Source organism: Acidimicrobiia bacterium (assembly GCA_036396535.1).
Lineage (GTDB): Bacteria > Actinomycetota > Acidimicrobiia > Spongiisociales > UBA5794 > DASWKR01.
On sequence record DASWKR010000010.1, the window covers coordinates 1 to 17,136 of the forward strand.

15 protein-coding genes and 1 tRNA gene are annotated in these 17,136 nt (G+C 69.2%); 4 read left to right on the forward strand and 12 right to left on the reverse strand.

Annotated elements, in window-relative coordinates; all coding sequences use genetic code 11:
- Positions 1-26: 26 nt before the first annotated feature.
- The 6 genes from VGC47_01210 to VGC47_01235 all read right to left on the reverse strand — a co-directional run bounded on the left by VGC47_01210 (position 27) and on the right by VGC47_01235 (position 5,794).
- Positions 27-98: transfer RNA gene (locus VGC47_01210), tRNA-Gln, on the reverse strand.
- A gap of 103 nt (positions 99-201) precedes the next feature.
- A complete protein-coding gene (gltX, locus tag VGC47_01215) occupies positions 202-1,647 on the reverse strand; it encodes a glutamate--tRNA ligase (protein ID HEX9853919.1) in 1,446 nt (481 codons plus the stop codon).
- Entirely contained in the window at positions 1,644-2,408 is a 765-nt protein-coding gene (locus tag VGC47_01220) for a fumarylacetoacetate hydrolase family protein (protein HEX9853920.1), read from the reverse strand. The genes gltX and VGC47_01220 overlap by 4 nt, the downstream gene beginning before the upstream one ends.
- A gap of 4 nt (positions 2,409-2,412) precedes the next feature.
- A complete protein-coding gene (locus VGC47_01225; protein HEX9853921.1) occupies positions 2,413-2,931 on the reverse strand; it encodes a hypothetical protein in 519 nt (172 codons plus the stop codon).
- 1 nt (position 2,932) lies between these two features.
- Positions 2,933-3,844 (reverse strand): branched-chain amino acid transaminase, encoded by a 912-nt coding sequence (locus tag VGC47_01230; protein ID HEX9853922.1) that lies wholly within the window; start codon positions 3,842-3,844, stop codon positions 2,933-2,935.
- A gap of 63 nt (positions 3,845-3,907) precedes the next feature.
- A complete protein-coding gene (locus VGC47_01235; protein ID HEX9853923.1) occupies positions 3,908-5,794 on the reverse strand; it encodes a S9 family peptidase in 1,887 nt (628 codons plus the stop codon).
- Positions 5,795-5,925: 131 nt separating this feature from the next.
- Here VGC47_01235 and VGC47_01240 point away from each other — a divergent pair, with 131 nt between their 5' ends.
- Positions 5,926-6,375 (forward strand): phosphatidylglycerophosphatase A, encoded by a 450-nt coding sequence (locus VGC47_01240; GenBank protein ID HEX9853924.1) that lies wholly within the window; start codon positions 5,926-5,928, stop codon positions 6,373-6,375.
- On the opposite strand, the gene serA is transcribed toward VGC47_01240, so the two are convergent.
- On the reverse strand, positions 6,368-7,951 hold the full coding sequence (gene serA / locus VGC47_01245) for a phosphoglycerate dehydrogenase (GenBank protein ID HEX9853925.1): 1,584 nt from the start codon (positions 7,949-7,951) through the stop codon (positions 6,368-6,370). The genes VGC47_01240 and serA overlap by 8 nt on opposite strands.
- A gap of 104 nt (positions 7,952-8,055) precedes the next feature.
- Here serA and VGC47_01250 point away from each other — a divergent pair, with 104 nt between their 5' ends.
- The 3 genes from VGC47_01250 (at position 8,056) to ppc (ending at position 12,772) form a co-directional block, all read left to right on the forward strand.
- Positions 8,056-9,531, forward strand: a complete 1,476-nt coding sequence (locus tag VGC47_01250; protein ID HEX9853926.1) for an LCP family protein — start codon at positions 8,056-8,058, stop codon at positions 9,529-9,531.
- 26 nt (positions 9,532-9,557) lie between these two features.
- Positions 9,558-9,896, forward strand: coding sequence for a DUF983 domain-containing protein (locus VGC47_01255; GenBank protein ID HEX9853927.1), 339 nt, complete (start codon positions 9,558-9,560; stop codon positions 9,894-9,896).
- A 110-nt stretch (positions 9,897-10,006) separates the two neighbouring features.
- Positions 10,007-12,772 (forward strand): phosphoenolpyruvate carboxylase, encoded by a 2,766-nt coding sequence (ppc, locus tag VGC47_01260; protein ID HEX9853928.1) that lies wholly within the window; start codon positions 10,007-10,009, stop codon positions 12,770-12,772.
- A gap of 39 nt (positions 12,773-12,811) precedes the next feature.
- Here ppc and VGC47_01265 read toward each other — a convergent pair whose 3' ends face one another.
- Genes VGC47_01265 through gatC form a run of 5 tightly spaced genes read right to left on the reverse strand, consistent with a single transcriptional unit; the run spans position 12,812 to position 17,107 of the window.
- Entirely contained in the window at positions 12,812-13,450 is a 639-nt protein-coding gene (locus tag VGC47_01265) for an HAD family phosphatase (protein ID HEX9853929.1), read from the reverse strand.
- Positions 13,447-13,890 (reverse strand): hypothetical protein, encoded by a 444-nt coding sequence (locus VGC47_01270; protein ID HEX9853930.1) that lies wholly within the window; start codon positions 13,888-13,890, stop codon positions 13,447-13,449. Before VGC47_01270 ends, VGC47_01265 begins: the two co-directional genes overlap by 4 nt.
- Before the next feature lie 3 nt (positions 13,891-13,893).
- Positions 13,894-15,342, reverse strand: coding sequence for an Asp-tRNA(Asn)/Glu-tRNA(Gln) amidotransferase subunit GatB (gene gatB / locus VGC47_01275; protein HEX9853931.1), 1,449 nt, complete (start codon positions 15,340-15,342; stop codon positions 13,894-13,896).
- Positions 15,339-16,820: an Asp-tRNA(Asn)/Glu-tRNA(Gln) amidotransferase subunit GatA gene (gene gatA, locus VGC47_01280; protein ID HEX9853932.1), complete on the reverse strand. Its 1,482-nt coding sequence runs from the start codon at positions 16,818-16,820 to the stop codon at positions 15,339-15,341. Before gatA ends, gatB begins: the two co-directional genes overlap by 4 nt.
- Positions 16,817-17,107 (reverse strand): Asp-tRNA(Asn)/Glu-tRNA(Gln) amidotransferase subunit GatC, encoded by a 291-nt coding sequence (gatC, locus tag VGC47_01285; protein HEX9853933.1) that lies wholly within the window; start codon positions 17,105-17,107, stop codon positions 16,817-16,819. The genes gatA and gatC overlap by 4 nt, the downstream gene beginning before the upstream one ends.
- Positions 17,108-17,136 lie beyond the last annotated feature (29 nt).

Here is a 17,136-nt window from a genome sequence, read left to right on the forward strand (position 1 = left end):
GACACCTCGGCGGATGCCCGGACTCGCTCGGGGGGGAGGACTCGAACCCCCAATAACAGGGCCAGAACCTGTCGTGTTGCCGATTACACCACCCCCGAAAGTGGCCCGAGCAGGATACACGACATGGTCGATCCCCCTCCCAGGTCACGCGGGCACGACAAAGAGGCCGGGGCGCTCAACGTCACCTGCGGCTCGTCCAGCTCACGACATCCTGGCGGATGCCTCTCGAAGGCGCTCCATCGATCGCTCCCTGCCGAGAGCCGCCAACGACTCGAAAAGCGGAGGGCTGACGGTCGAGCCCGAGATCGCCACCCGTAGCGGCTGCAACCCGCTGCGGGCAGACAAGCCGTCCTCCTCGAGCATCGCCCGCAAGGATCGTTCGATGGCGCCGGCATCCCACGACTCGAGCGAGCCGAGCCTTTCGATCGCCCCCGCCAGCGCAGTCGAGGCACTCTCGTTCGCCGTCACCTTGGCCCACGTGTCGTCGTCGACGGCGACGTCGGCGAACAGGAACCTCACCTGTTCCGGCACCTCCGTCAGGAGCCTGGCTCGTTCCTGGACGAGTGGTGCGATCTCGCTGAGCGTCGACCGCTCCTCATCCGACAGGCTGCGCCCCAGGCCGTCCTCGACGAGGGGAAGCACTGCCGATGCGAACTTCTCGACGCCGAGATCCCTGATGTAGAGGCCGTTCAGCCATTGGAGCTTCTCCACGTCGAAGATGGCAGCCGACTTGGTGACGTCCGATAGGTCGAAGCGCTCGATCATCTCCTCCATCGACACGACCGTGACGTCCGGGCCCGGCGACCAGCCGAGGAGCGCCAGGTAGTTGTCCATCGCCTCCGGGAGGTAACCGCCCAGCCGGTAGGCCCGCAGTGACGTGTCGCCGTGGCGTTTCGAGAGCTTCTTGCCGTCCGGCCCCATGAGGAGCGCCAGATGGGCAAAGACGGGAGGCTCGACGCCCAGCGCCTCCGAGAGGAGGATGTGCTTCGGGGTCGACGAGAGCAGGTCCTCTCCCCGCACGACGTGCGTGATCTCGAAGTCGACGTCGTCGACCGCGCTGGCGAGGTGGTACGTCGGCGTGCCGTCGGACCGCAGGATGACGAAATCGTCCACCTGCACGTGGTCGAACGACACCTGGCCACGCACGAGATCGTCGAACGTCGTGACGCCCGGTCGGGGCACGGCGAACCGTATCGGCGCCCGCTCGCCGGCAGCCACGAGCCGCTCGGCGTGGTCGGGGTCGATCCGGTAGCGGCCGTCGTACGCCGGGGTCTTGCCTGTGGACCGCATCTCCTCCCGGAACGCCTCGAGCTGGGCGTCCGTCTCGAAGGAGTGGTACGCCAACCCCTCGGCGACGAGCGAGGCGGCGACGTCGCGGTACCGGTCGAGCCGCATGCTCTGCCGATACGGGGCATGCGGGCCGCCGACCTCGAGACCCTCGTCCCAGTCGAGTCCCAGCCAGCGGAGCCCGGCGTAGATGTCCTCCTGATAGAGCTCGTCGCTGCGTTCCCGATCGGTGTCGTCGCCGCGCAGGATGAACGTCCCGCCCCTGCCCTTGGAGAAGAGGTAGTTGTACAACGCCGCCCGGGCGTTGCCCACGTGCAGGTAGCCCGTGGGTGACGGAGCGAATCGGACCCTGACCGTCACCGGGCGGCCACCGGGTTCACGAGGACCCCGACGCCTTCGACCTCGACCTCGACCCGATCGCCCGGCCGGATCGGACCGACGCCCGAGGGTGTCCCCGTGAGAATGACGTCTCCCGGCAGCAGCGTCATGATCCGCGAGATGAAGGAGATCAACTCGCCGACGCCGAAGATGAGGTCGCTCGTCGAGCCGGACTGGGTGAGCTCCCCATTGACCCTGCAGATGACCGAGAGGCCCTCGAGCGGGTCGAGCTCCGTGTCGATCGCCGGTCCCAGGGGGCAGAAGGTGTCGTAGCCCTTCGCCCTGGTGAACTTGTTCTCGCGCTGCTGGATGTCCCTGGCGGTGACGTCGTTGGCGGCCGTGTACCCGAGGATGTGCGCTCCGACGTCCTCGATGTCGACGTCGCGCGCCACCTTCCCCATCACGACCGCCAGCTCTGCTTCGTGGTGAACGAGGTTCGAATCGGGCGGGATCCGGATCGTCTGCAGCGGCCCGATGACGGACGTAGGCGGCTTGAGGAACACGAGCGGCTCCTCCGGCACCACGTTCCCCATCTCCGACACGTGGTCGGCGTAGTTGCGGCCCGCCGCAACGATCTTCGTCGGGATCACCGGGGCGAGGAGCCGCGCTTCGTCCCAGGCGACGACGATCTCTGTCGGCTCCCACGCGACGAAGGGGGAGCCCCTGTGCAGCCGGATGCCCTCCGGCTCGACAGCTCCATACGAGATGTCGTCGCGATCGGTATCGACGCGAACGATCTTCATGCGCTCACCGGTCGATGCCCCGCCTGCCGCCGATCATGCGAGACCTGAGCTCGTCGAGCGTCCCTTGGAGCACGTCCCTGGGCACCGACGCCACGATGTCCCGCACCTTGGCCCGATCGTGGCCGGCGCCCGCCAACCACGTCGCCCGGTCGGATTCGAGGCCGGCCAGGACCTCCTTGGGAAGGCCCTCCTGGCGGAACCCGAAGATGGTGTGTGCCAGCTCGATGTCCTCGCTCATCGGTGCCCGCCCGAACAGCGACGCCCTGGCAGCCGCCACGGCGGCGACGACCTCGTCGACGACGTGCCTGTCGAGGCCCTCGACGTCGATGTCGGCAGCCGATGCCAGGAGCAGGGCGTATCCGGGATCCGGGCCGGTGGTGCCGAACACGCCGCCCCACGGCACGTCTGCCGGCGACGTCAGCTCACCCGGCCTGGTGGGCGCCCAGCGACGTTCCGGCGCCCTGGCAGGCTTGGGCCGCGGGAGATCCGACATCTCCAGCTCGATGTTCGGCTGCTGTCCCACGTCAGACGTACTCGAGCCACTCAGGGTGCGTTCCGAGCTTGCCGGCGACGGTGTCTGCGAAAAGAGCCTGGGCGCGCCGAGTGATCGGCCCCGGCTTGCCGTCGCCGACGGGCCTGTCGTCCACCTCGCGCACGGGTGTCACCTCGGCGGCCGTTCCCGTGAGGAACATCTCGTCGCCGTAGTACAGGTCGCTGCGATGGAAGGTCCGCTCGACGACCGTGTACCCGTCCTCCCGCAGCAGCGTCATCACAGATGCTCGAGTGATGCCGTCGAGGCAGCCGGCCGACACGGGCGGCGTGTAGACGATGCCGTCCCGCATCAGGAAGATGTTCTCGCCGCTGCCCTCCGAGATGAGCCCGTCCGTGTTGAGCATGATCGCCTCGTCGTAGCCGGAACGGACGGCCTCGACCTTGGCGAGGATGCTGTTGATATAGGTGCCCGTCGCCTTGGCATTCGGGAACACATCCATCGGGAAGCGCCGCCAGCTCGACACCTTGGTCCTGATGCCGTTCTGGACGCCGTCCTCGCCGAGGTAGGCGCCCCACTCCCACGTGACGATGGCACTGCGCACCTTGGCATTGGCGGGATTGAGCCCGACGGCACCCAGCTCCAGGAACACGATCGGGCGGATGTAGCCGGCCTCCAGCTCGTTGGCCCTGAGGAGCTCCTTGGTCGCCTCGTTGAGCTCCTCGACCGGCCATCCGATGTCCATGTGGTACGCCATCGCCGAGCGATGGAGCCGCGCCATGTGGTCGGTGAGCCGAAATACCTGGGTGCCCTCGCCGGTCCGGTAGGCACGGATGCCTTCGAAGACCCCCGTGCCGTAGTGGAGGGCATGGGTGAGGACGTGAACGGTGGCGTCGTCCCAGAGGACCTGCTCGCCGTCCATCCAGATGTATCTCGTGGGTTCCATGGGCTCATGATGCCACGGTCCGCTGACGCCCGGGGCCGGTTTGCGGTGGCGGCCGGCCGGCGGTCAGTCCTTCAGGAACCTGTCGTGCCACTCGAGGATGATCTGGAACCGCTCGACCCGGTGCCTCGGCTTGCCGCTGCGCGACAGCTCGTGGCCCTCTTCCTCGGGGAACCTCACGAGCTCGGCCTCGACGCCGCTTCGCAGCAGCATCGCGAACAGCTGCTGGGCCTGCTCGACGGGGCAGCGCCAGTCACCGTCGCTGTGGAGCACGAGCGTCGGCGTGGTGATCCTGTGCGCCTCGGCGAGGGGGCTCGCCTTCCACCAGCGGTCCCAGTCCTCAGGGAGCTCACCCAGCAGGTACTGCCTGTCGAACCAGGGGCCGATGTCGGAGCTGCCCGAGAACGACATGAACGAGTAGAGCCCCCGCTCGGCGACGGCGGAGCGGAACCGCTGGTCCCTCGCCAGTATCCGCACGGTCGCCAGCCCTCCGTACGATCCTCCCATCACGCCCATCCGGTCGAGGTCGAGGCGGGGCTCGAGGGCGGCAGCCGCATCGACGGCGGCGAGCAGATCGACCATGTCCGGGGGCGTGTCCTCGTCCCACCGACCCACCACGGCGCGCAGGTGCTCTGCCCCGTAGCCGCTCGACCCCCTCGGGTTGGTCGCCACGACCCCGTAGCCGGCGCCGACGTACACCTGGAACTCGTCGAAGTAGCCGTATCCGTACTGGGTCGCCGGGCCTCCGTGGATGTTGAGGAGGACCGGAACCTTTCCTTCGCCGGGAGGCAGGTAGATCCATCCCTCAACGGTGGTCCCGTCGTGGTCGATCGTGAAGCGACGAGGTACCACGGGAGATGCGGCCGCTGCAAATCCCTCGTTCAATGACGTGATCTGCTTCTCCGTCCCGTGTTCCCACCAGTACACCTCGCCGGGATTCGTCGGGTCGGTCGCCGTCAGCACCGCCGCCGAGCCGTCGGGGCGAGGCGACACGCCGGTGATCACCCGGTCCCCCGCCATCAAGGCGGCGATCGTGCCGTCCCGTTCGAGCCGCACGACCTTCATCCGGCCCTCGTCCTCGAGGAGACTGATGGCCGATCCGTCGTCGAGCCACTGCGGCCCCGCCGGCGCCACGGCCGGCGAGTGCGGCACCAGCGCCCGGTCGATCGACGTCACGGGCCCCTCTCCGAGCCGCTCGAGTTGCAGGACACTCGGTCCCGCCCACCTGTCGTCGAGGCCGATGGCGTGCAGGGCGCCCGTGGCGTCGTATGAGGGCACGCTCCACAGGCCGACGTCGGTGCGCGGTTCGGCCTCGCCTCCACCAGCCGGAACGGTGAAGACCTGGCGTCCCGGGTCGAGGCTGCGCTCCGGGTGGCGAGCACTGACGAACGCGATCTCCGAGCCGTCCGGACTCCAGGCGATGCTCGCCTCGTCGAAGTCACCCGGCGTCAGGCAAACCGGATCCACGCCGCCTTCCGGATCGACCACCCAGACGTGATCGCGCCGGTCGTGGACCCACCCCTTGCCGTCGAATCGAGCAGGGAGCTCGGTGATCCTGCGGGGGCGCCGGGAGCGCTCTTCGTCCGGCACGTCTGGTTGACGCCACTCCCCCGCCACGACGGCGATCCGCTCGCCGTCGGGAGCCCACGCCAGGTCGGAGACACCGAGCGGCAAGTCGGTCGCGATCGATGCCTCTCCACCGTCGATCGGCAACAGCGCCAGTTGGGGCTTGGCCCCATCCGATTCTTGCTTGCGGAGGAAGGCGATGCGAGTGCCGTCCGGCGACCATCGTGGCGACGTGTCACCCGAACCCGCGGTGACGGCACGGGCTGTCGAGCCATCCCACACCCAGATGCGCTTCACATAGCGATCGCGCTCCAAGTCGATCTCGGTGACCACGAAGGCGGCCCTCACCCCGTCTGGATGGATCCGAGGATCCGACGGAACGCGCATCGCGTCTAGCTGCTCGGGAAGCACCGCACCTCCGATCGCCGAGGACCACCTCACCATACCGAGACGAGCACGTCGAGCGTTCACCCCATCGTTCACCCCGGCGAAAGCCGACCGGCCTCTACCCTCCCGAGATGCGCAGGTGGATCGCGGCGGGGTTCGGGACGGGGTTCGTGCCAAGGCGGCTCTGGGGCGGGACCCAGGGCGGCGGCACGCTGGCGGCCCTCCTCGTCTCGGCAGCCGGCATCGCCTTGTGGGATGCCCCCGTGTTGGCGGGGGTCGCCCTCGCCTCGTCGGCCACCGCGGCCTCGCTGTGGGCCGCTGCCCCATGGGCGATCGATGGAGACGATCCTGCCTGGATAACGATCGACGAGGTGGCGGGGACGGCCGTGGCAATGATCGGCCTGGCCGGGTGGCCCTGGCTGGCCGCCGTGCTCGTGGCGAGGCTGGCGGACATCTTCAAGGTGCTCCCCGGGGTCCGGCAGGCCGAGATGGTCCCGGGACCGGTCGGGATCGTGGCCGACGACCTCGTGGCGGGCGGATACGGCCTTGTGGTCGGGTGGGCGGTGAAGCTGCTCAGCTGAGGTCGATGAAGCGTGCCGCCAGCACGTTCGGCGTGGCCAGCAGTTCGTCGACGATCTCCTGCGGGATCGTCCCGTCGATGCTGAGAGCCATCATCATGGCGTCACCGGCCTTCTGGCGGCCGACGACCATGTTGGCGATGTTGACGCCGGCGTCGCCGAGCACCGTGCCGACCCTCCCGATCACCCCGGGGACGTCGTCGTTGCGGACCAGGAGCATGTGATCGGTGATCGGGACCTCGATCTCGTAGCCGTCGATCTCCAGGAGCACCAGGCCTTTGCGCTCCATGACGGTCCCGGCGATCACCCGGTGGACGTCGCCGACGACTCCACTGATGGTCAGAACGGTGGCGTAGTCCCCTCCATCGGCCAAGCTCGTCTCGCGCACCGTCATGCCTCGCTTCTCGGCCAGCATCGGAGCGTTGACGTATGACACCGGCTCGTCGGTCACCTTGCTGAGCGCGCCCTTCAACGCTCCGAGGGCGATCGGCTTGATCGACCCTCCTGCGACCCTCCCCGCCACACGGACGTCGAGAGTCTCTGGAAGCCCTCGTGCGAACACGACGAAGATCTTCCCGAGATGCTCCGCCAGCGGCAGGAATGGGCGGATCTCGTCCGAAGCGCCGGGGCCCAGGTCGAGGTTGACGGCGGACAGGACGAGGTCGCCGCTCAGCGCGGCAGCCACCGCCTCCGCCACAGCAAGGCCCGCCTTGTCCTGGGCCTCGTGGGTCGAGGCACCGAGGTGGGGGGTGACGACGACTTGCGGCAGCGCCAACAGGGGGCTGTCCGTCGCCGGCTCCACTGCGAAGACGTCGACGGCGGCCCCGGCGACGTGGCCCTCTTCGATCGCTTCGACGAGCGCCACCTCGTCGACGATGCCTCCCCTGGCGACATTGACGATGCGGACGCCGCGCTTCATGCGGCGCAGCGCCTCGGCGTCGATGAGCCCCTCCGTCTCCCGCGTGCGGGGGAGATGGATGGTCACGAAATCGGCTGCCTGGAGAACTGCGTCTAGATCGCCGAGCTCGACCCCGATCCTCCTCGCCCGGTCCTCTGAGACATACGGGTCGAAGGCGACGATCCGCATGCCGAAAGCGGAGGCACGTTGGGCGACGAGAGTGCCGATCCGGCCGAGGCCGAGCACGCCGAGCACCTTGCCGTGCAACTCGACCCCCTTGAACCTGGCCCGTTCCCATGCGCCGCCACGCAGCGAGGCGTCCGCCTCTGGGACTCTGCGGGCCTGGGCGAGCAGAAGCGCCATGGTGAGCTCGGCCGCCGAGATCGTGTTGGCCTCGGGAGCGTTCACAACGAGGACCCCGGCCCTGGTGGCGGCGTCGAGGTCGATGTTGTCGACGCCGATCCCGGCGCGCCCGATCACCTGCAACCGGGGCGCCGCCGCGATCAGCTCGGCGTCCACCTTCGTCGCCGACCTGACGATGAGCCCTGCCGCCGCGCCGAGCCGCCCAAGGAGATCGGCGCGATCTGCTCCGACGGCGACATCCAGACCGCAATGCGGGCGCAGCACATCGAGACCGGCGTCCGAGATGGCTTCGGCGACAACGACGAGGGGCTTCTCCATGCGCCAGGCATCATCGCAGGCGGACACGAGGACGAGGAATCGAGCGGCCTCCGGCCGCGCCGCGTCTCCCGGTCAAATCCGGTTCCGCTCCTAATCTCGGCGAGATGGTCGCTTCCGTTCTTCCCGGGCTGGCGGCACTCGCCTCGGCGATCGTTCCCGGCGTCGGTCAGCTCATGGTGGGGCGCCGCAGGCGCGGATGGGTCCTGTTGTCCGTCTCGGCGGCGCTGGCGGCGGCCGGAGGCTGGTTGGTGGCGGCACGACCGCTGATGCTGGCGACATGGTGGGTACAGCCGACGGCCCTCCGTTGGCTGCTCGTCGGCAACGGTGTGCTCCTGGCGTTCCGGGTATACGCAGCCGCGGACGCCTACGTCGCGGCGAGGCAGACCAGCGGTCCGGCGTCGAACAGACCCGGCATCGTGGCGCTCGGACTGGTCGCAACGGCCGCCATCGCAGTCCCACACGGCGTGTTCGGCTACTACGACGTCATCGAGCAGGACCTCATCGAAAGTGTGTTCGCCGCGCCGACGACGACGAGTACCACCGCAACGACCGTCGCGACGACGGTCGCGGTGACCGTGGCGCCGCCCTCGACCGGAGAGGGCACGACCACGGCGACGACGGCCGCTCCGCCTCCATCGACCACCACGACCACCCGCCCGCCGCGGATCTGGGACGGCGTCGAGCGACTCAACATCCTCCTGCTGGGGGGCGACTCCGGCCCCGGCAGGATCGGGGTCCGGACGGACACGATCATCGTCGCCTCGATCGATCCGCAGTCCGGAGCGGCGGCGCTGTTCTCGATCCCGCGCAACCTCAAGGGAGTTCCGCTCCCCGCCGAGCTCGGGCTCTTCTCGTGCAACTGCTATCCGGACATCGTCAACGCCTTGTGGGACTACGCGACGCGGCTGCCCGATCCGTTCCAGGGCCCGGGGCCGCCGGGCGCCGAGGCGCTGCGCCTCGCCATCGGGGAGCTCCTCGACCTCGACATCCACTACTTCGCCCTCGTCGACCTGAACGGGTTCGTCGACCTCGTCGACGCCTTCGGCGGCCTCGACATCACAGTCACCGAGCGGGTCTACGACCCGAGCTATCCCGTCGAGGACGGCAGCCACGCCGCCGTCGAGTTCCTGCCGGGGCGGTACCACATGGATGGCCACGACTCCCTCGCATACGCCCGCGTGAGGCACGACTCGAGCGACTACAACCGAATGGCCAGGCAGCGGTGTGTGCTCCAGGCCGCCGTCGCCCAGGCCGAGCCGTTGCAGCTGCTCCGATCCTTCCCCCGCGTCGCCGAGGTGATCAAGGACAGCGTCGTCACGGACATACCCGTGGACAGGCTGCCCGATCTCGTCGAGCTCATCCCGAGGCTCGACCCGAGCGAGGTCGTCGCCGTCGGGTTCGTCCCTCCAAGCTTCGGCCTGAGTCGAGATGCCGACGGGTTCCCGCATCCGGACATCGCGGTGGTACGGGCGACCGTCGAGACGGCGATCACGCTGGAGCCTGAGGCTGCGAGAGAGGCGCTCGGTCTCGACGCACCCGGCACGTCGTGCGGCATCACCGAGGGGGCGCCGGCCGAGTGATGCTCCGTGCCCTGGGGAGGGCCGCAATGCTGCGCTGCCCTCGGTGCGGTGGCGGCGGGCTCTTCCACCGCTGGCTGCTCATGGAGGGGCGATGCCCCACGTGCGACCTGAGATTCGAGCGTGTCCAGGGCTACTGGCTGGGCGCGGTGGCCGTCAACCTCGTCTTCACCGAAGGGCTGTTCGTCGTCGTTCTCGTGGTCTGGCTCGTCGCCGCCTGGCCGGACGTGCCGTGGACCGGCGTGCTCGTGGCGACGATCGTGATGAACGCCGTGTTTCCGCTGCTGTTCCACCCATTCTCGCGTACCCTGTGGCTGGCGATCGAGCGCCACTTCTACACGCGCGCCCACCCCGACGAGGACGCCTGAGCGCGTGCCCTCCGGGTCCCCGGCGCGCCCATGAGGGGCTCCGCGGCGGGCCGTCCCATCGGCACGGGCTCGGCCGCTGCCGGGTGGGCGTCTTGTACCCTCGCCTCGCCATGTCAGAGGATCAGCTCCCGACGGAGGACGGCCGGCTGCGGGCCGACATCAGGATGCTCGGCAACCTCCTCGGCCAGACCCTGGTTCGCCAGGAGGGCGAGGAGCTGCTCGACCTCGTCGAGAGGGTGCGAGCCCTCACGAAGCGGCTTCGCCGGGTGCCGCCGGACGCCGGGGCGGCGGGTGAGCTCGAAGACGTGCTCGAGTCGATCGACCTCCCGACGACCATCAACCTGGTCAGGGCGTTCACCGCCTTCTTCTACCTGGCGAACGTCGCCGAGCAGACGCACCGCGTCGGCGTCGATGCTGCGAGGTCCGGCAGGCGACGCGGCTGGCTGGAGACGACGGTGGACCGCATCGGCGAGGCCGGCATCCCGAGAGCAGCGGTCCAGGACATCGTCGACCGCCTCGAGCTTCGCCCCGTGTTCACCGCCCACCCGACGGAGGCGGCCAGGCGATCGATACTCACGAAGACGGCCAGGATCGCCGACCTGCTGGAGGAGCGAGCCGATTCCCGCCTCAGCGACTCCGACATGGACCGGATCGAGCGGCGCCTCGCCGAGCTCATCGATCTGATCTGGCAGACGGACGAGCTGCGGGCCGAGCGTCCGACCCCGCTCGACGAGGCCCGGTCGGTCATCTACTACTTCGAGGAGATCTTCGACGAGGTGGCCGCCGACCTGTTCGACGAGTTGGCGCACCAGCTCGGGAGGATCGGGATCGAGCTGCGCAGCGACGCCACTCCCCTCCGATTCGGCACCTGGGTGGGAGGCGACCGGGACGGCAACCCGAACGTGACGCCCGAGCTCACGTTCGAGGTGCTCGAGATGCAGCAGGACCACGCCCTCCGGGTGCTCATCGGCGCCGTCGAGTCGCTCGCCGGCGAGCTGAGCCCGTCGGAGCGCATCACCGCCATCTCGGAGGAGCTCGCCAAGTCGCTCACCCAGGACGCCTCCGCCCTGCCCGACGTGCACAGGCGGTTTGCCCGCATCTCGGCCGGCGAGGCGTACCGGCAGAAGTGCGCCTACATCCACCAGCGGCTCGTGAACACGAGGCGCCGCCTCGCCGACGGCACCCAGCACGAGCCGCACGTCGACTACGCATCTTCGCCCGAGATGCTGGAGGACATCGCCGTGATGATGCGCTCGCTCGGAGAGCACCACGGAGGGTTGATCGCGACGGGGATGGTGGCGCGGTTGATGCGCCGGGTAGCCGCCTTCGGGTTCCGGTTGGCCACGATGGACGTTCGAGAACACGCCTCGAAGCACCATCAGGCGCTCTCCCAGCTCTACGGGCGCCTCCCGGACGAGCCGGACTACGGCTCGCTGACGCGGGCGGACAGGACGACGGTGCTCGAGCAGGAACTGGCGAGCCACAGGCCCCTGTCGTCCCCCACCACGATGTGGGACGACGAGCCGGGGCGCACGTTCGGTACGTTCGCCGCCATCCGCGAGGCGCAGGACCGCTTCGGAGAGGAGACGATCGAGAGCTACGTGATCTCGGAGACGAGGGGCCCGGACGACGTGCTCGCCGCGGTGGTCCTCGCCCGCGAGGCGGGCCTCGTCGACCTGCACTCCTCGATCGCCAGGATCGGGTTCGTGCCGCTCTTCGAGACGCTCGACGAGGTGACGACCGCAGGGGAGATCCTCGACGCCTTGCTGTCCTCGCCGGCTTATCGCCAGGTGGTGCGGCTCCGCTCCGACCTGCAAGAGGTGATGCTCGGCTACTCGGACTCCAACAAGCTGGCAGGTATCACGACGTCGCAATGGAGCCTTTACAAGGCATCACGCGACTTGAGGGACGCCGGTCTGCGACACGGCGTCGAGCTGCGGGTCTTCCACGGCAGGGGTGGCACCGTGGGCCGCGGCGGCGGCCCGACGGGAGAAGCGATCCTCGCCCAGCCGTGGGGCACCGTCGACGGGCGCATCAAGATCACTGAACAGGGCGAGGTGATCGCCGACAAGTACGGGCTTCCCAGCTTGGCGGCCGCCAACCTCGAGCTGACGCTGGCCGCGACGCTCGAGGCGTCGGTGCTGCACCGCAAGTCGCGGCAACCGCAGCCCGTGCTCGATCGGTGGGACGAGGCGATGGACGTCATCAGCGACGCCGCTCTCGGCGCCTATCGGCGGTTGGTCGACTCCGCCGAGCTGCCCGAGTACTTCCTGTCGTCGACACCGGTCGAGGAGCTGGCGGCGATGAACATCGGCTCCCGGCCGGCGAGGCGCCCGGGCGCCCCGGCCGATCCGGCCGGCCTCGGGAGCCTGCGCGCCATCCCGTGGGTGTTCGGTTGGACCCAGTCGCGCCAGGTCGTGCCCGGCTGGTTCGGAGTCGGCACAGGTCTGGCGGCGGCGCGGGAGGCGGGCGCAGCCGACGTGCTCGACCAGATGTACGCCGACTGGTCGTTCTTCAGAGCCTTCGTCGCCAACGTCGAGATGACCCTCACGAAGACCGACCTCGACGTCGCCGGGCGCTACGTCGAGGGGCTCGTCCCAAGGGAGGTGCGGGGGCCGTTCGATGCGATCAAATCGGAGTTCGCGGTGACGATACGTGAGATCCTCGCCATCACGGGAGACGAGGAGCTCGTCGATCGATACCCGGTCCTGCAGCGGACCCTCCGCATCCGCGACGTGTACCTCGACCCGATCAGCTACCTGCAGGTCGCTCTGCTCCGCCGAGCCAGGTCCGAGGGTCACGTCGACGACGACCTGCAGCGAGCACTCCTCCTCACGGTCAACGGGCTGGCTGCCGGACTGCGCAACACCGGGTAGGCAGCGCCTCGCGAGAACTCTCCCTCCCCGAGGGAGACCTCACTCCCTCCCGAGGAACGTGAGCAGCATCGAGGCGTCGACGGCCGATACGACGGGAAAGCCACGTACACGGCCGGAGCCGTGGCCCCGGTCGACGGTGACTACCCGCATCCCGGCCGCAGTGGCCGCTTCCGCGCCCGCCTGCGAGTCCTCGACTGCGAGGCAAACGGAGGCGTCGACGCCGAGCCCGCGAGCCGCCTCGAGATAGAGGTCGGGCGACGGCTTCCCTGCCGGAACCTCGTCGCCGGCCACCGTGAAGTCGAAGTAGCGCCCGAGGTCGAAGCGGTCCAGCTTGATGTCGAGGTTCCGCCGTGAAGACGACGATGCGACGGCCAGCGGGACGCCGTTGCCGGCGAGCGCCCGGATGGCGTCGACGGCGTCGTCGAACGGCTCGAGCGCCGTGGAGTAGAGGCGGCGGCACTCGACCATGACCTCTTCGATGAGCTCGTCCTCGGGTGGGAGGTCCGCAACGGCCGCGAACTTGGCGTAGACGGCTCGATCGGTCAGGCCCACCGTCGTCGCCATCTCGTCGTCGCTCGGTTCGTATCCGTGGCTGCGCAGCGCCTTTCGCCATGCCTCATCCGAGAGGGGCTCGCTGTCGACGATCACGCCGTCGCAGTCGAAGATCACGGCGTTCACGGCGAGCCCGCCTCGGCGGCATCGATGGCGCGCTGCAAGCGCCGCGCCGCCCAAGCGCGCCACCATGGATGGAGGACCCGGGCGACGTCGCCTCCGAGTTCGAGATCGAGTCGGGTCGAGACGGCCGACTCGGCCATCTCCTCCTGCACCGCCACCGAGAACGCCAGACCCCCGATCATCCTCGGCCCGGCGACGGAGCACCGATAGCGCCTGCCGGCCTCCCAGTGCGTGAACTCGAAGCGCATGGCCTTGTCGGGATTGGCGCCTCCCAGGGTCGCGAAGAAGGCGTTCCCGACCTCGGGAAGCTCCTTGCCCATGTAACCGACGAAGTGCAGCGGGGTCCACTCCCCGATGCGTTGCGGGTCGGCGACGAGCGCCCACAGCCTGGCCGAGTCGACGCCTTCGAGCCAGCGCCCCTCACGGACGACCAGGGGAGCCACGCGTCAGCCGCCCGCCTTGGAGCGGATCAGCTCGGACACGAGCCGGGGATCCGCCTTGCCGCCGGTTGCCTTCATCACCTCGCCGACGAGGAATCCGATCGGCTTGGTGTCGCCGGCGGTGATCTTGCCGACGGCATCGGCGTTGTCGGCGAGCACGGCGTCGACGGCGTCCTCGATGACCGAGGCGTCCGAGATCTGGATGAGGTCGCGCCCCGCAGCCACCTCGGCCGGTGTCCCTTCGCCTTCGAGCACGCCGGCGAGCACGTCCTTGGCGGCCGTGGCAGACAGCTCGCCGTCCTCGACCATGGCGGCAAGCTCGGCGAGGTGCTGACCGGTGAGGGGCGTGTCGGCCGGCCCGACACCCATCCGGCGAGCATGGGCGACGACCTCGCCCGTGACCCAGTTCGCCGCGGCGCGGGCTCCCGCCCCCGACGCCATCGCCTCTTCGAAGAGCTCGCCGAGGCCGTCCGTCGCCACAAGCGCCGCGGCGAGGCGCCCTCCGATCCCTGTCTCGGCGTATCCGGCCCGTCGCGCCGCCGGCAGGACCGGCAGGGCTTGCCGGACGGCTGCCCGCTTGGCGTCGTCGACGTGGAGAGGGAGCAGGTCGGGCTCCTGGAAGTAGCGGTAGTCCTCGGATTCCTCCTTGGATCGCATCGAGGACGTGGCGCCCGTCTCCTCGTTCCAGTGGCGGGTCTCCTGGACGACGCGGCCCCCCGCCTCGAGGACGCCGATCTGCCTGTCGATCTCGAATGCGATCGCCCGCTCGAGTGAGCGCAGCGAGTTGACGTTCTTCACCTCGGATCGGGTGCCGAGCACGGCGGAACCGCGTGGCCGGACAGACACGTTGGCGTCGAACCGCATGCTGCCCTCCTCGAGGCGGGCGTCCGACACACCAAGGGCGCGCACGATCTGCTGGAGCTCCGCACCGTACGCCCTCGCCTGCTCCGCCGACCGGACGTCGGGCTCGGTGACGATCTCGACGAGGGGCACGCCTGAGCGGTTGAAGTCGAGCAGGGAATAGCCGGCGTCGGCGATCCGCCCGCCGTCGCCGACGTGGATGCTCTTTCCGGTGTCCTCTTCCATGTGGACCCTGGTGATCCCGATCGTCACCGGCTCGCCGTCGACGTCGATCACGATTCGCCCGTTCACGCACAGCGGGAGGTCGTACTGGGAGATCTGGTAGTTCTTCGGCAGGTCCGGATAGAAGTAGTTCTTGCGATGGAAGACCGAGTGCTCGACGAGCTCGCAATCGAGGGCAGAGCCGATGGCCAGGATGCCGTCGATCGCAGCCTCGTTCGGGACCGGGAGTGCGCCGGGCAGCCCGAGGCACACGGGGCAGCACGCCGTGTTCGGCTCGGCACCGAATGTCACGGGGCATCCGCAGAACATCTTGGAGCGCGTCTGCAGCTCGACGTGCGTCTCGATCCCGATCACGGCCTCGTACTCGGTCATGTCGGCAGCGGCTCCGAGGCCGCCAGGCTCGGCCGGGCGGCGAAGGCGGCGATGCGCTCGACCTCGGCTGCCACCTGGAAGAGCACCGGCTCGGCGAGTGCAGGCGCCATCACCTGGAACCCGATCGGGAGTCGGGCGTCGTCCAGGCCGATCGGCACCGAGATACCCGGGTCGCCCGAGAGGTTGATCGGGATCGTGCACACGTCCGAGTAGTACATCGCCAGCGGGTCTGCCGTCTTGGCGCCGACCTCGAAGGCGGTGGTCGGGCTCGTCGGTGACACGAGTGCGTCGACCTTCTCGTACGCCGCGGCGAACTCCCTCCTGAGAAGGGTGCGCACCTTCTGCGCCTGCCCGTAGAAGGCGTCGTAGTACCCGGCGCTCAGCGCGTACGTGCCGAGCAGCACACGGCGGATCACCTCTGGACCGAATCCGTCTGCCCTCGTCCTGGCCATCATCTCCTCAGTGGTGTCCCCGTCGACGCGCAGCCCGTACCGCACCCCGTCGAACCGGGCCAGGTTGGCCGACGCCTCGGCAGGGGCGATCAGGTAGTAGGCAGACAGGGCGTACTCGACGGCCGGGATCGAGACTTCGACGATATCGGCGCCGGCGTCGGAGAGCCGATCGACCATCGCGCCGGTCGCCGCCAAGACCTCCCGGTCGATCCCCTTCCCCATCAGCTCCCTGACGACTCCTATCCGCATCCCCGCCACGCCCGCCCCGAGCCCGGCCCTGAGGTCCGGAACGTCACCCGGGATGCTCGTCGAGTCGTTGACGTCGAACCCGGCGACCGCCTCGAGCAGGACCACGGCGTCCTCGACGCTTCGTGCCAGCGGCCCGATCTGGTCGAGGGACGATGCGAAGGCGATCAGCCCGTACCGGCTGACGCGGCCGTATGTCGGCTTCATCCCGACGACCCCGCACAACGAACCCGGCTGGCGAACCGACCCACCCGTGTCGGTGCCGAAGCCGCCGAGAGCCGATCCGGCGGCCACGGCGGCCGCCACCCCTCCCGACGACCCGCCGGGGACCCGGTCGGGATCCCACGGATTGCGAGAAGGGCCGAAGGCCGAGTTCTCGGTCGACGACCCCATGGCGAACTCGTCCAGGTTCGTCTTGCCGACGATCACCGCCCCTGCCTGGCGCAACCTGGCGACGGCCGTGGCGTCGTATGGAGGGACGTAGCCCTCGAGGATGCGTGAGGAGCACGTCGTCGCCAGCCCCCTCGTCGTCAGGTTGTCCTTGAGGGCGAGCGGTATCCCGTGCAACGGTCCGCGATCGCGCCCTGCCGCCAACTCGGCGTCGGCGGCTTCGGCGGCGGCCCCGGCTCCATCCCGGTCGATGAGCAGGTAGGCGTGGAGGTGGGCTTCCGTGAACGACGCCCTGCGGATCACCGCATCGAGTAGGTCGGCGGCCGAGCACTCCCCCGACCGCATCCGCCTCCCCGCCTCGACGATCGTGAGGTCGGCGAGATCGTTCATGGCTCGTCGAGGATCCGGGGCACCCGGAAGTAGCCGTCTTCCGACGAGGGAGCCTGGGCGAGGATCTCGCCGCGCTCGAGGGTTCCCGTGACGACGTCTCCCCGGAAGCGGTTCGTCATCGGGATCGGATGCGCCGTCGGCTCGACGCCCCCGGTCGGCAGCGCTTGGACGCGCTCGGCGTGCTCCAGGATCACCTCGAGCTGCCTCCCGTAGCGCTCGAGGGAGGCATCGTCGAGGGCGATGCGGGCGAGCTTGGCCACCTTTGCGATGTCGATGTCCACAGGCATGGGCGACGATGGTACCGCCGGCTCGCAAC